Annotated in this window: 18 protein-coding genes; all 18 read left to right on the top strand. The window is 35.3% G+C overall.

Annotated features, from left to right (window positions below):
• Nucleotide 1 precedes the first annotated feature (1 nt).
• The gene (rplX, locus tag ERCIPICE3303_RS01295; RefSeq protein WP_157990945.1) at nt 2-313 is read left to right on the top strand and encodes a 50S ribosomal protein L24; all 312 of its coding nucleotides are present in this window, start codon (nt 2-4) and stop codon (nt 311-313) included.
• A gap of 19 nt (nt 314-332) precedes the next feature.
• A complete protein-coding gene (gene rplE / locus ERCIPICE3303_RS01300; RefSeq protein WP_157990946.1) occupies nt 333-872 on the top strand; it encodes a 50S ribosomal protein L5 in 540 nt (179 codons plus the stop codon).
• 13 nt (nt 873-885) lie between these two features.
• Nucleotides 886-1191: a 30S ribosomal protein S14 gene (gene rpsN, locus ERCIPICE3303_RS01305; RefSeq protein ID WP_157990947.1), complete on the top strand. Its 306-nt coding sequence runs from the start codon at nt 886-888 to the stop codon at nt 1189-1191.
• A gap of 29 nt (nt 1192-1220) precedes the next feature.
• A complete protein-coding gene (rpsH, locus tag ERCIPICE3303_RS01310) occupies nt 1221-1613 on the top strand; it encodes a 30S ribosomal protein S8 (protein ID WP_157990948.1) in 393 nt (130 codons plus the stop codon).
• Between the two features lie 12 nt (nt 1614-1625).
• The gene (gene rplF / locus ERCIPICE3303_RS01315; protein WP_157990949.1) at nt 1626-2159 is read left to right on the top strand and encodes a 50S ribosomal protein L6; all 534 of its coding nucleotides are present in this window, start codon (nt 1626-1628) and stop codon (nt 2157-2159) included.
• A gap of 9 nt (nt 2160-2168) precedes the next feature.
• Nucleotides 2169-2522, top strand: a complete 354-nt coding sequence (rplR, locus tag ERCIPICE3303_RS01320) for a 50S ribosomal protein L18 (RefSeq protein ID WP_157990950.1) — start codon at nt 2169-2171, stop codon at nt 2520-2522.
• Nucleotides 2523-2537: 15 nt separating this feature from the next.
• Nucleotides 2538-3041: a 30S ribosomal protein S5 gene (gene rpsE, locus ERCIPICE3303_RS01325; RefSeq protein ID WP_157991292.1), complete on the top strand. Its 504-nt coding sequence runs from the start codon at nt 2538-2540 to the stop codon at nt 3039-3041.
• Between the two features lie 2 nt (nt 3042-3043).
• Nucleotides 3044-3232 (top strand): 50S ribosomal protein L30, encoded by a 189-nt coding sequence (rpmD, locus tag ERCIPICE3303_RS01330; RefSeq protein WP_157990951.1) that lies wholly within the window; start codon nt 3044-3046, stop codon nt 3230-3232.
• A gap of 3 nt (nt 3233-3235) precedes the next feature.
• Nucleotides 3236-3670, top strand: coding sequence for a 50S ribosomal protein L15 (rplO, locus tag ERCIPICE3303_RS01335; RefSeq protein WP_157990952.1), 435 nt, complete (start codon nt 3236-3238; stop codon nt 3668-3670).
• A 22-nt stretch (nt 3671-3692) separates the two neighbouring features.
• Nucleotides 3693-5012, top strand: a complete 1320-nt coding sequence (gene secY / locus ERCIPICE3303_RS01340; RefSeq protein ID WP_157991293.1) for a preprotein translocase subunit SecY — start codon at nt 3693-3695, stop codon at nt 5010-5012.
• Between the two features lie 33 nt (nt 5013-5045).
• On the top strand, nt 5046-5162 hold the full coding sequence (gene rpmJ, locus ERCIPICE3303_RS01345) for a 50S ribosomal protein L36 (RefSeq protein WP_157990953.1): 117 nt from the start codon (nt 5046-5048) through the stop codon (nt 5160-5162).
• A gap of 151 nt (nt 5163-5313) precedes the next feature.
• Nucleotides 5314-5670: a 30S ribosomal protein S13 gene (gene rpsM, locus ERCIPICE3303_RS01350; protein ID WP_157990954.1), complete on the top strand. Its 357-nt coding sequence runs from the start codon at nt 5314-5316 to the stop codon at nt 5668-5670.
• 16 nt (nt 5671-5686) lie between these two features.
• Entirely contained in the window at nt 5687-6076 is a 390-nt protein-coding gene (rpsK, locus tag ERCIPICE3303_RS01355) for a 30S ribosomal protein S11 (RefSeq protein ID WP_157990955.1), read from the top strand.
• 35 nt (nt 6077-6111) lie between these two features.
• The gene (rpsD, locus tag ERCIPICE3303_RS01360) at nt 6112-6732 is read left to right on the top strand and encodes a 30S ribosomal protein S4 (protein ID WP_157990956.1); all 621 of its coding nucleotides are present in this window, start codon (nt 6112-6114) and stop codon (nt 6730-6732) included.
• Nucleotides 6733-6762: 30 nt separating this feature from the next.
• The gene (locus ERCIPICE3303_RS01365; RefSeq protein ID WP_157990957.1) at nt 6763-7758 is read left to right on the top strand and encodes a DNA-directed RNA polymerase subunit alpha; all 996 of its coding nucleotides are present in this window, start codon (nt 6763-6765) and stop codon (nt 7756-7758) included.
• Nucleotides 7759-7789: 31 nt separating this feature from the next.
• Nucleotides 7790-8182 carry a 50S ribosomal protein L17 gene (rplQ, locus tag ERCIPICE3303_RS01370; RefSeq protein ID WP_157990958.1) on the top strand — a complete coding sequence of 131 codons (393 nt, stop codon included), beginning with the start codon at nt 7790-7792 and terminating at the stop codon, nt 8180-8182.
• Nucleotides 8183-8260: 78 nt separating this feature from the next.
• Nucleotides 8261-8623: a TusE/DsrC/DsvC family sulfur relay protein gene (locus ERCIPICE3303_RS01375; RefSeq protein ID WP_157990959.1), complete on the top strand. Its 363-nt coding sequence runs from the start codon at nt 8261-8263 to the stop codon at nt 8621-8623.
• A 1731-nt stretch (nt 8624-10354) separates the two neighbouring features.
• Entirely contained in the window at nt 10355-11797 is a 1443-nt protein-coding gene (gene hldE / locus ERCIPICE3303_RS01380) for a bifunctional D-glycero-beta-D-manno-heptose-7-phosphate kinase/D-glycero-beta-D-manno-heptose 1-phosphate adenylyltransferase HldE (RefSeq protein WP_157991294.1), read from the top strand.
• The last annotated feature ends 237 nt before the right edge of the window (nt 11798-12034 follow it).

The raw sequence follows: 12034 nt of genomic DNA on the forward strand, positions 1-12034 counted from the left end.
AATGGCAGCTAAAATCAGACGTGGTGACACAGTGATTGTATTAACTGGAAAAGAGAAAGGAAAACGAGGAACAGTCACATCTGTTCTAGTTGAAGGAAAGGTTATTGTTGAGGGAATTAACTTAATTAAAAAACACCAGAAACCTTCTTCATCCTTAAATCAACCAGGTGGAATCGCTACTAAAGAAGCACCTATTCATATTTCTAACGTTGCGCTCTTTAACTTAGAAACCGGTAAGCCAGATCGAATAGGATTTAGGTTTGAGGCTAGGAAAAAAGTTCGTTTTTTTAAGTCAAATAGTAAAATAATTTAGTAAGTTGGAGCAGTAAACCATGGCGGAATTGCATGATTTTTATAAGAAGAAAGTCGTGAAACAATTTATGACTGATTTTCACTACCGCTCTCCTATGAGAGTGCCTCGAGTTGAGAAGATTACTTTAAATATGGGTGTGGGTGAATCTATTTCTGACAAAAAACTATTAGATAGTGCAGTAGCTGATTTAACAGCAATATCTGGTCAAAAGCCCTTGATCACTAAAGCACGCAAATCAATTGCAGGTTTTAAAATTCGTCAGGATTATCCAATTGGTTGCAAAGTAACACTTCGTGGTGAGCGAATGTGGGAATTTTTAGAACGCCTTATTTCTATTGCTATTCCACGCATTCGTGATTTTCGAGGTCTCTCTATTAAGTCTTTTGATGGCTATGGAAATTATAGTATAGGGGTTCGTGAGCAGATTATTTTTCCTGAAATTAATTATGATCAAGTGGATCGTGTTCGTGGAATGGATATTACAATCACTACTACTGCAAAATCTGATAATGAAGGCCTGGCGTTGTTAGAAGCATTTCATTTTCCATTCCGTAAATAAGGGGTAGACTCTTATGGCTAAGAAAGCATTAAAAGAACGCGAGATTCTTCGTGTTAAAACAGCTAACAAGTATAGAGTAAAACGTGAAGAACTCAAATCTGTTATTTCTGGTTTGAATACTTCAACTGAAGACCGATGGAATGCTATGCTAAAGTTACAAACTTTACCACGTGATTCTAGCCCTTCTCGTCAACGAAACCGATGTCGCCAAACTGGCCGACCACATGGTTATGTAGGTAAATTCGGATTAAGCCGGATGAAATTGCGTGAAGCTGCTATGCGGGGTGAAGTACCTGGTTTGAAAAAAGCTAGTTGGTAGTATTACCTATATAATAGGAGTAAGTGTAAATGAGTATGCAAGATCCAATCGCTGATATGCTGACTCGTATTCGTAATGGACAGTCTGCAAATAAAGTTTTTGTTAGAATTCCTGGTTCTAGATTAAAAGTGGCAATTGCTAAGGTATTAAAGGAAGAAGGGTATATTACAGAATACAAGACTAAAGGTAGTTCTCGATCAGAATTAGAGCTAACTCTTAAGTATTTTCAAGGAAAGGCTGTTGTTGAAAATATTCAGCGTGTTAGTCGTCCTGGATTAAGAATTTTTAAACGTAAAGATGCATTACCAAAAGTGATGGCTGGTCTAGGTATCGCTATAGTTTCTACTTCTAAGGGTGTCGTGACTGATCGTATAGCTAGAGAGCTTGGTCTCGGCGGCGAAATTATTTGCTATGTAGCGTAATCGGAGAGGGAGATGTCTCGTGTTGCTAAAGCACCTATTATAATTCCTACTGAAATAGAGGTAGGAATAAACGGTCAGGTTATTTCGATTAAGGGTATGAAATACGAGTTAATTCGAACACTTCATCAAGCCGTAGAAGTCAAGAGATCTAAAGGTTCTTTAATTTTTTCTCCACGAAAAGGTTTTCTTGATGGTTGGGCTCAGGCAGGTACTTCTCGTGCCTTAGTTAATTCTATGATACTTGGTGTAACCTGTGGTTTTGTTAAAAAAATACAGCTAGTTGGCGTAGGTTATCGTGTTAGTCTTAAAGAAAATAGATTAAACTTATCTTTAGGATTATCTCATCTGATTGAACATATCCTTCCGGAAGGTATTAGTGCAGAATGTTTAAGTCAGACAGAAATTCTCTTAAGAGGTGCTGACAAGCAATTGTTAGGGCAGGTTGCATCTGATCTTCGTGCCTATCGTCCCCCTGAACCTTATAAAGGAAAAGGGATTCGTTATGTTAATGAAACTGTACGTAGTAAAGAAGCCAAGAAGAAGTAAGGTGATATTATGGATAAAAAATCTGCCCGTCTGAGAAGAGCAACTCGCATTCGGTGTAAGCTGAAAGCGCTTGGTGCTATTCGATTAGTTGTTCACCGTACTCCACGTCATATTTATGCACAAATAATTGCTTCAAGTGGATCAGCTGTGTTGGTATCAGCTTCTACAGTAGAAAAAGTTATTCGTGAAAAATTAATATATACTGGAAACAAAGATGCTGCGGTAGAGGTTGGAAAAATAATTGCTAAACGAGCTCTTGGACAAGGCATTGATCGTGTGTCTTTCGATCGATCTGGTTTCAAGTACCATGGTCGTATCCAGGTGTTAGCGGATTCTGCTCGTGAAGCTGGTTTACTGTTATAAGCTATGAGGCGTAAGATGGTACACATCGAAAAACAAGTTGGTGAACTGCAGGAAAAACTAATCTCTGTAAATCGTGTTTCTAAAACTGTTAAAGGCGGTCGTATTTTTTCTTTCACAGCATTAACTGTAGTTGGGGATGGTAATGGTCGTATGGGTTTTGGGTATGGCAAAGCACGTGAAGTTCCAGCAGCCATTCAGAAAGCAATGGAAAAAGCACGTCGTAATATGATCATTGTTTCTTTAAATAACGGGACATTACAACATGCTGTAAAAGGGTTTCATACAGGTTCACATGTCTTCATGAAGCCTGCTTCAGAAGGCACTGGTATTATTGCAGGTGGTGCAATGCGCGCGGTGCTAGAAGTTACTGGTGTACATAATGTTTTAGCTAAAACTTATGGCTCTACTAATCCAATCAATGTAGTGCGTGCAACTTTAGATGGTCTGATAAAAATGAAGTCCCCTGAAGCTGTTGCAAGCAAGCGTGGTAAGTCAATTTTAGATATTGTGGGATACTAATTATGTCTAAAACTATTCAGATTACTCAAACTCGAAGTTCTATCGGTTGTTTACCTAAACAAAAGGCAACATTACTTGGATTAGGGTTGCGTCGTATTCATCAGACTGTAGAGCATAATGACACACCATCTATTCGTGGTATGATAAATGCGATTTCTCATATGATTTCAATAAAAGAAAAAGAGGTTTAAAAGATGTACTTAAATACCCTATCCCCGGCTGACGGATCTAAAGGTACGCGTAAACGTCTTGGGCGGGGTATTGGATCTGGTCTTGGAAAGACTGCAGGACGAGGTCATAAAGGACAAAAATCACGTTCTGGTGGGGGGGCTCATCGTGGGTTTGAAGGTGGACAGATGCCTCTGTATCGGCGCCTACCTAAATTTGGTTTTATATCCAGAAAATCAATGATTACTGCAGAAGTCCGTTTATCTGATTTAGCTAAAATTAAGGGTGATTTAATTGAGTTAAATTCTTTAAAAGAAGCTCGACTTATAGGTATAAAAATAAAGTTTGTAAAAGTTATTATGTCTGGCCCAATTTCTGAGCCAGTATCCATTCGCGGTTTACGTGTTACCAAAGGTGCACGGTCTGCTATTCAAAAGGTTGGCGGTACAATTGAGGAATAATCACTCGAAGTTATCTAAGAAGATAAAATTCGATCTTTTAAGTCAAAAAAGTAGTGTTGATGAACTAAAATCTAGAGTTTTATTTGTTCTAATAGCTCTGGTTGTCTTTCGTATTGGTTCTTTTATTCCAATTCCAGGTTTAGACGTCACCATTCTTTCGAATCTTCTTGAACAACAACGTGGCACTATTCTTGAAATGTTTAATATGTTTTCTGGTGGTGCTTTAAATCGTGCATCTGTTTTTGCACTAGGGATTATGCCATATATTTCGGCATCAATTATCATTCATTTAATGAGTATAGTGCATCCATATCTAGCTGAAATTAAAAAAGAAGGGGAAATTGGGCGTCGTAAGATTGCTCAATATACCCGTTATGCTACATTAATACTAGCTATTATTCAGTCCGTTGGAATAGCTGCTGGCTTACCTAATCTTCCTGGTATGCAAGGATTAGTGTTACACCAAGATCTCTCTTTCTACATCACTGCTATTTTAAGTTTAGTTACTGGAACCATGTTTTTAATGTGGTTAGGTGAGCAGATTACCGAGAGAGGTATAGGAAACGGTATTTCAATTATTATTTTTGCAGGTATTGTTGCGGGTCTTCCTCCTGCAATTGGTGATACTATTGAACAAGCAAGGCAAGGCGAACTCAACTTTCTTTTATTGTTAATGGTTGTGATATTAGTATTTTCTGTGACTGGTTTTGTTGTATTTGTTGAACGTGGGCAGCGACGTATTATAGTGCATCATGCACAGCGTCAGCAAGGCCGACGTGCATATGCTGAACATAGAACACATTTACCATTGAAAGTGAATATGGCTGGGGTTATACCGGCTATCTTTGCTTCTAGTTTGATATTACTACCAGCCACGATTTCTGCTTGGTTTGGTCGGGGAGCCGGTTGGGATTGGTTAACAGAAATTTCTATCTTGTTGCAACCTAACCAACCTCTTTATTTGTTACTTTACACAGCAGCCATTATTTTTTTCTCTTTTTTTTATACAGCACTAGTTTTTAACCCACGAGAAACAGCTGATAATTTAAAAAAGTGTGGTGCATTTATACTTGGTGTGCGGCCAGGAGAGCAGACAGCAAAGTATATTAATAAAGTAATGATTCGCTTAACTCTGATTGGTGCGCTATATATTACTTTTATTTGTTTAATTCCAGAGTTTTTACGGAATGCGATGAAAGTACCATTTTATTTTGGTGGCACTTCATTGCTGATTGTTGTAATTGTTATAATGGATTTTATAGCTCAATTACAAACTTTACTAATGTCAAACCAATATGAATCAGTGTTAAAAAAAGCTCATTTAAAAGATTATAATGGCTAGTTAAAAGATCAAAGCAGTAATGGAGATTAAAAAATGAAAGTATGTACTTCTGTTAAAAAATTATGTCGTCATTGTAAAATTATTCGAAGAAATCGCGTTGTTCGTGTAATTTGCAATGCTGAACCTAAGCATAAACAGAGACAAGGTTAATTAATCGTATATTTTTCTTGCAAAATTGAATGGAGCTGGATAGATTAACTAGTTCATATTTTAAATTTCTTTTCATTCTCATCATGGTACTTTAGAAAAGTACTGTTCAGATAGAGATATATTAGTTGTAGTGAATTAATAGGAGTGCATAGTGGCCCGTATAGCAGGCATCAACATTCCTGATCATCAACATACCGTAATTGCATTAACTACAATTTTCGGTATCGGAAGAACTCGTTCACAGTTAATCTGTAAAACAGCGAAGATCACCGAAAGTGTTAAGATCAGTGAGCTATCCGAAGAGAACATCGACATGCTGCGTGATGCAGTGTCCAAATTTGTTGTTGAAGGTGATCTTCGTCGTGAAGTCACCCTAAGCATTAAACGTCTGATGGATCTTGGGTGCTACCGCGGTTTACGCCATCGACGTGGATTACCAGTCCGCGGACAGCGTACTAAGACTAATGCACGTACCCGCAAAGGTCCGCGTAAACCAATCAAAAAATAGTCTGAGTGATTAAATAATGGCAAAGGCACTAGTTCGTGCACGTAAGCGCTTAAGAAAGCAAGTATCTGATGGTGTTGCGCATATTCATGCGTCTTTTAACAACACCATTGTGACTATTACTGATCGTCAAGGTAATGCTTTAGGTTGGGCAACAGCCGGCGGTTCTGGGTTTAGGGGGTCTCGTAAATCTACCCCATTTGCTGCACAGGTTGCCGCAGAACATTGTGCAGAAGTTGTAAAAGATTATGGAATTAAGAATTTAGAGGTTATGGTTAAGGGTCCAGGTCCAGGGCGAGAATCAACGATTCGTGCTTTGAATGCAGCAGGTTTTCGCATTACAAATATTACTGATGTGACTCCGATCCCTCATAATGGTTGTCGTCCACCTAAAAAACGTCGTGTATAAGACCAACCACTTATTAAGGAATTCTAGAGACAAACATGGCAAGATACTTAGGTCCAACGTTAAAGCTGAGCCGTCGTGAAGGTACAGATTTGTTTCTTAAATCTGGTGTTCGAGCAATCGACACAAAATGCAAGCTACAACAAGCTCCTGGTCAACACGGAGTGCGTAAATCACGTTTATCTGATTATGGTGGACAACTACGTGAAAAACAGAAAGTACGTCGCATGTATGGAATATTAGAGCGTCAGTTCTGTAATTACTATAAAGAAGCGGCTCGCCTTAAAGGAAATACTGGCGAAAAGCTTTTAGTTCTTTTAGAGAGTCGTCTTGATAACGTAGTCTATCGTATAGGTTTTAGTACTACACGAGCAGAGGCACGACAACTTGTTAGTCATAAGTTAATCATGGTAAACAAACGAGTAGTAAATATTGCTTCTTATCAGGTCAAACCAAACGATATTATTAGTATTTGTGAAAAAGCTCAAAAACAATCTCGTTTAAAAGCTTCGTTAGAGTTATCTAGCCAACGTGAAAAACCAAGTTGGATTGAATTAGATGTAAGTAAGATGGAAGGTATTTTTAAGCACATCCCAGGACGTACTGATCTTACTGCAGATATTAATGAGCACTTGATCGTCGAGCTTTACTCAAAGTAAAGTAAAGAGCTGTACCAAAGAGAGGATACAATGCAGGGTTCTGTGATAGAGTTTCTCAAACCACGTCTAGTAGATATTGAGCAAGTTAGCGCAACACACGCCAAGGTTACCCTTGAGCCTTTAGAGCGTGGTTTTGGTCATACTCTTGGTAACGCGCTACGTCGTATTTTGTTATCATCAATGCCTGGTTGCGCAGTTACAGAGGTTGAAATTGATGGCGTACTACATGAATATTCAATTAAAGAGGGCGTACAGGAAGACATTCTAGATATTCTACTAAATTTAAAAGGTTTAGCAGTTAGAATCCATGGAAAAGACGAAGCAATTTTGACTTTACACAAATCTGGTATTGGTCCTGTAACTGCATCTGATATTATACATGATTCTGATGTTGAGATTGTCGAGCCAAGCCACGTTATTTGTCATTTAACCTCAGAAAATTCTAATATTATTATCAGGATTAAGGTAGAACGTGGTCGAGGTTATGTTCCAGCTTCTTCTCGTACTTATTCGGAAGAGTCTGAGAGACCACTTGGACGACTTTTAGTTGATGCTTGCTATAGCCCTGTAGAACGCATCGCCTATAACGTTGAAGCGGCTCGTGTTGATCAGCGGACTGATTTAGATAAGTTAGTTATTGAAATGGAAACGAATGGTACTATTGATCCTGAAGAAGCCATTCGTCGAGCTGCTACTATTTTAGCAGATCAATTAGAAGCATTCGTTGATTTACGTGATGTCCGTCAACCAGAAGTAAAAGAAGAAAAACCGGAATTTGATCCAATTTTATTAAGACCAGTTGATGATCTGGAATTAACAGTTCGCTCTGCTAATTGTCTTAAAGCAGAGTCCATTCATTATATTGGTGATTTAGTACAACGGACTGAAGTTGAATTACTAAAAACACCCAATCTTGGTAAAAAATCTTTAACTGAGATTAAAGATGTGTTAGCTTCTCGTAATTTATCTTTGGGAATGCGCTTAGAAAATTGGCCGCCAGCATTGCTTAATAATCATGTGGTATAAAATTCAATTTTTATTATAAAAGGATTCAGTCATGCGCCATCGTAAAATTGGGCGTCAATTAAATCGAAATAGTAGTCACCGGCAGGCAATGTTTCAAAACATTGCCGCTTCGTTAGTTCTCCATGAATTAATTAAGACAACCGTAGCGAAAGCGAAAGAACTACGTCGTATTATAGAACCACTTATTACTCTTTCTAAGACTGATAGTCTTGCTAATCGTCGCTTAGTTTTTTCTCGTACTCGTAATAATGAGATTGTGAAAAAATTATTCAATAAACTAGGCCCACGTTTTATCGATCGTCCGGGTGGTTATGTTCATATTTGGAAGTGTGGTGTCCGCATTAGTGATCACGCTCCTATGGCTTATATTTCATTAGTTGGTCGGCCAGAGACACTAAAATCAGATACTAAAAGCATCAGATAATGTATAAATATTTTATATAAATCAAATTATGGTCATAATCTATTATAAAAATAATATATTTATTCTTTAAAAATTTTAATGTGTGAACCAGATACACAGAAAAGTAAATTACAAACCAGCGATCTTTATCAAGAGAGAGATCGTGACAAGGAAGGTTATCTTGTCATTTCAGTAAATTGGACTGAAGATTTTGCAAAAAAAATTGCAAAAGAGGAAGGTATTAACCTTAATCTAGATCATTGGGAGATTATCTATTTGATTCGAAATTTTTATTTAGAATTTAATATTTCTCCAACAGTGCATATGTTGGTTAAGGTAATAAAAAAAAGGTATGGTGAAGAGAAAGGAAACAGTCGTTATTTATTTCGTCTCTTCCCCAAAGGACCAGTGAAACAAGCAACAAAAATCGCTGGTCTTCCAAAACCTAATAAGTGTCTCTAATTCAATAGAGAGTTATTCATTTCAATATTAGCTATAGCTTCTATCCTAAACCTCTGTCAAGGATAGAGACTAATAATATAGTATTCATTAAGTATTATTAGATTAGCAATATACAGTCGTTCTGTTTTTAGATAGGTAGATTAAAAAATCTCTATCAGTAATATACTTTATTTATAAATCCACTGTATTACAATATTAGTGTAAATTTAGAACGAAATAAGATTGTCACATATTATGTTTACACAGATGATTGCTTATAGTTTATTCTTTGTATTTAATTTTAGTGAAAGTCTTTTTTACACTAAAAATCTATAAATTGATATTTCATAATGTATAGGTAAAATAATATAAAAATATAGTGGACTATTTTACTATTGCTTAGTGTATCTATCTATAGCATATGTTCTATGTAAAGAAAGACAAAATACTCATGATTTTAGTAAGCTATTACTATTGGATTCTATAATAATCAGATTAATAATATGCGTATTATTATTTGGGGGGTTTTAAGTATATCTTTCTTTTATTACTATCTATATATAAATATATAGACTCGGGTATATCAAGCGTCTTGATCAGAAGAAGGTAATCATCATCATTCTTCTAAAATAGTCTTGTGTTTTTGAATTGGAATTCAAATTAGCTAGTCTTACCTTATAAGATTCCCTTATTAATAAGCTTCACAAATTATAAATATGCTAGTTGTAATAAAAAATTGCTTTTTATTTAATATTTTCTTTTTTTAGGAACAATGATCTAATGTTTATAACAATATTATAATAGGCTTCAGATATCTATTTTATATATGTATATACTAATTAAATGTAGTATTAAGTAATTTTTATATAGAGAGTAAACAGACATCATCGTGATTTTTTAAATTCTGTATTCAAGAGTTCATAAATACCTCTTTTCCTGACAAGAAGAAGAGGTGTTTATGGATCTGTCGATAGCAGATTCATGCTTATTTTAGATATAAAATTGATATTAATCATTGTTGGTGTCTTTCTATATATAAGCTCTATTATAAGAAAGATAATAGATACAATCTTATACTATATTACTATAATAATAGTATTCATTGATATTTTTGGTTTTTATTCCAATCTATCTACAGATGGCTTCTTTTAGGTATAGGGTGTTTTTTTATATTATATATATCTCTCTTCTCATGACAAATTTTATTTGAATCTTTTACATATTTTTATTAAAAATCGATTCGTATCTCATAGAGAAACAAGGTATTAGAAAGTTATATCAATAATATCTAATTAAAGTATCTTTTTATTGCGATATTAAAATATTCATCACTTGGAGTTAATAGAAGAGAGATTCTTCTATCGATAGGGTAAGTATAAAATAATTAATACCATCTAATATTGGATCACATATTATATCTTTTATGTCTATGTAGACTTAAAGCTATCTGATTAATTAGTTTTTTGTAGAGTGTTTAATAAACATATAGAAAGAAAATAAAAAAAGAAATATTTAAATTGTTATTAGCAATATTTATAAATAAAATTGGAATACTGCGTTTCATAAACTCTCTAAAAAAGTTGCCTATATTCTATTCATATCTAGACAAAGAAGATCTAGAAGAATAGTACATGTATTATTAAATATAGATAAGATATACAGTAAATGTGATTACATAACGACTAATTTGTATATTTAGATTGATATTATCGGTTTGTGCAGTCAATTATACCGCAATGTGGAGCACATGTAATGAACGTTACCTTACCTAGCTTTACAGGTGTCGGCGTGTTAATAGTAGGGGATGTGTTGCTGGATCAGTATTGGTATGGACGTACACCAGAAACTTCTTCTGAAGCACCAGTGTTAGTAGTAAAAGTGAATCACATAGAAGACCGTCCTGGTGGTGCTGCTAACGTTGCTATGAATATTGTTGCATTAGGCGCGCAATCTTATTTAATTGGTTTTATTGGGGATGATGCAGCTGCGAAATCTTTACGCACAGCCTTAGATAGTGTTAACGTAATATATGATTTTATTTCTGTTGATAACTATTCTACTATTATTAAAACACGTGTTTTAGCACGTAATCAACAGCTAATTCGTTTAGATTTTGAAGAAAAACTAGAAGGAGTCTATTCTGAACTGATTCATGATCGAATATATAAGTTTTTACCAAATATTGGTGCAATTGTTCTATCTGATTATGATAAAGGTGCATTAGCTAATGTTCAAACTATTATTAGTTTAGCGCGCAATTCAGGGGTAGCTATTCTAGTAGATCCGAAAGGTAATGATTTTTCTCGTTATTATGGAGCTACATTACTTACACCAAATTTATATGAATTCGAAAAGGCTGTAGGAAAATGCAAAAATGAAGATGATATTCTTCAAAAAGGCACAAAATTAATGCAAGAAAATGCATTGTCTGGATTACTTATTACTCGTTCAGAAAATGGGATGTTATTGTTACAACCAGATCAAGATCCTTTTTATATGCCAACTCAAGCAAAAGAGGTTTATGATGTTACTGGTGCAGGAGACACAGTTATTGGTGTAGTAGCAACGGCTATAGCTGCTGGTTGCACCTTAGAAGAAGGTTGTTTCCTTGCAAATATAGCCGCAGGGGTAGTGGTAGGGAAAATTGGTACCTCAACTGTATCTTCAGTTGAGCTTAACCGCGCTATTCAAATGAGGTTTAAGGAAGATGGAAGAATGATTAATGAAGTAAAACTTATTATTGAAGTTAGAAAAGCTCGTCAACGTGGCGAGACAATAGTCATGACGAATGGTGTATTCGATATCCTGCATGCAGGACATGTATCCTTTTTGTCTAATGCACGCCAATTAGGAGACCGCCTTATAGTAGCAGTAAATAGTGATTTATCTACTTGTCGGTTGAAAGGTATGACTCGACCAGTTAATTCTCTTATCAATCGTATGCGAGTACTTAGTGCATTGGAGGCAATCGATTGGGTAATTAGTTTTGATAATGATACGCCACAGAAACTTATTTCAAAAATACTTCCTGATGTTCTAGTTAAGGGTGGTGACTATAAATCTAAAATGGAAGAGATTGCAGGGAGTAAAGAAGTGTTAGATAATGGTGGTACTGTTAGAGTGTTAAATTTTGAAGATGGAATCACTACCAGTCAAATTATACAAACGATTATCAGAAGAAAAGGTAATAATTAATCATTGGTCCTCCTTCATACAGTATGGTAATATTTTACTTTAATTTTAAAAGTAGACTTATCTACGTGACTAGGATTTTTTTAAACAAATATCTAAGAGCTGCTTTGTTTAGAATATCATTCATTAACTGAATAAGGTATCCGGATGCTCTTTACTTCTAGAGATAAAATTATATGACTTTTATAATGATAAGAGATGCAAGTGTATTTTATATTTATTTAGGTTTTATTAAGCATA

This window comes from Candidatus Erwinia haradaeae (genome assembly GCF_900699015.1).
Taxonomy (GTDB): domain Bacteria; phylum Pseudomonadota; class Gammaproteobacteria; order Enterobacterales; family Enterobacteriaceae; genus Erwinia_E; species Erwinia_E haradaeae_E.

Bases quoted from the DNA above. Each gene is read 5' to 3' on its own strand.
- rplX (WP_157990945.1), top strand. From the start codon at position 2: ATGGCAGCTAAAATCAGACGTGGTGACACAGTGATTGTATTAACTGGA.
- rplE (WP_157990946.1), top strand. From the start codon at position 333: ATGGCGGAATTGCATGATTTTTATAAGAAGAAAGTCGTGAAACAATTT.
- rpsN (WP_157990947.1), top strand. From the start codon at position 886: ATGGCTAAGAAAGCATTAAAAGAACGCGAGATTCTTCGTGTTAAAACA.
- rpsH (WP_157990948.1), top strand. From the start codon at position 1,221: ATGAGTATGCAAGATCCAATCGCTGATATGCTGACTCGTATTCGTAAT.
- rplF (WP_157990949.1), top strand. From the start codon at position 1,626: ATGTCTCGTGTTGCTAAAGCACCTATTATAATTCCTACTGAAATAGAG.
- rplR (WP_157990950.1), top strand. From the start codon at position 2,169: ATGGATAAAAAATCTGCCCGTCTGAGAAGAGCAACTCGCATTCGGTGT.
- rpsE (WP_157991292.1), top strand. From the start codon at position 2,538: ATGGTACACATCGAAAAACAAGTTGGTGAACTGCAGGAAAAACTAATC.
- rpmD (WP_157990951.1), top strand. From the start codon at position 3,044: ATGTCTAAAACTATTCAGATTACTCAAACTCGAAGTTCTATCGGTTGT.
- rplO (WP_157990952.1), top strand. From the start codon at position 3,236: ATGTACTTAAATACCCTATCCCCGGCTGACGGATCTAAAGGTACGCGT.
- rpmJ (WP_157990953.1), top strand. From the start codon at position 5,046: ATGAAAGTATGTACTTCTGTTAAAAAATTATGTCGTCATTGTAAAATT.
- rpsK (WP_157990955.1), top strand. From the start codon at position 5,687: ATGGCAAAGGCACTAGTTCGTGCACGTAAGCGCTTAAGAAAGCAAGTA.
- rpsD (WP_157990956.1), top strand. From the start codon at position 6,112: ATGGCAAGATACTTAGGTCCAACGTTAAAGCTGAGCCGTCGTGAAGGT.
- ERCIPICE3303_RS01365 (WP_157990957.1), top strand. From the start codon at position 6,763: ATGCAGGGTTCTGTGATAGAGTTTCTCAAACCACGTCTAGTAGATATT.
- rplQ (WP_157990958.1), top strand. From the start codon at position 7,790: ATGCGCCATCGTAAAATTGGGCGTCAATTAAATCGAAATAGTAGTCAC.
- ERCIPICE3303_RS01375 (WP_157990959.1), top strand. From the start codon at position 8,261: ATGTGTGAACCAGATACACAGAAAAGTAAATTACAAACCAGCGATCTT.
- hldE (WP_157991294.1), top strand. From the start codon at position 10,355: ATGAACGTTACCTTACCTAGCTTTACAGGTGTCGGCGTGTTAATAGTA.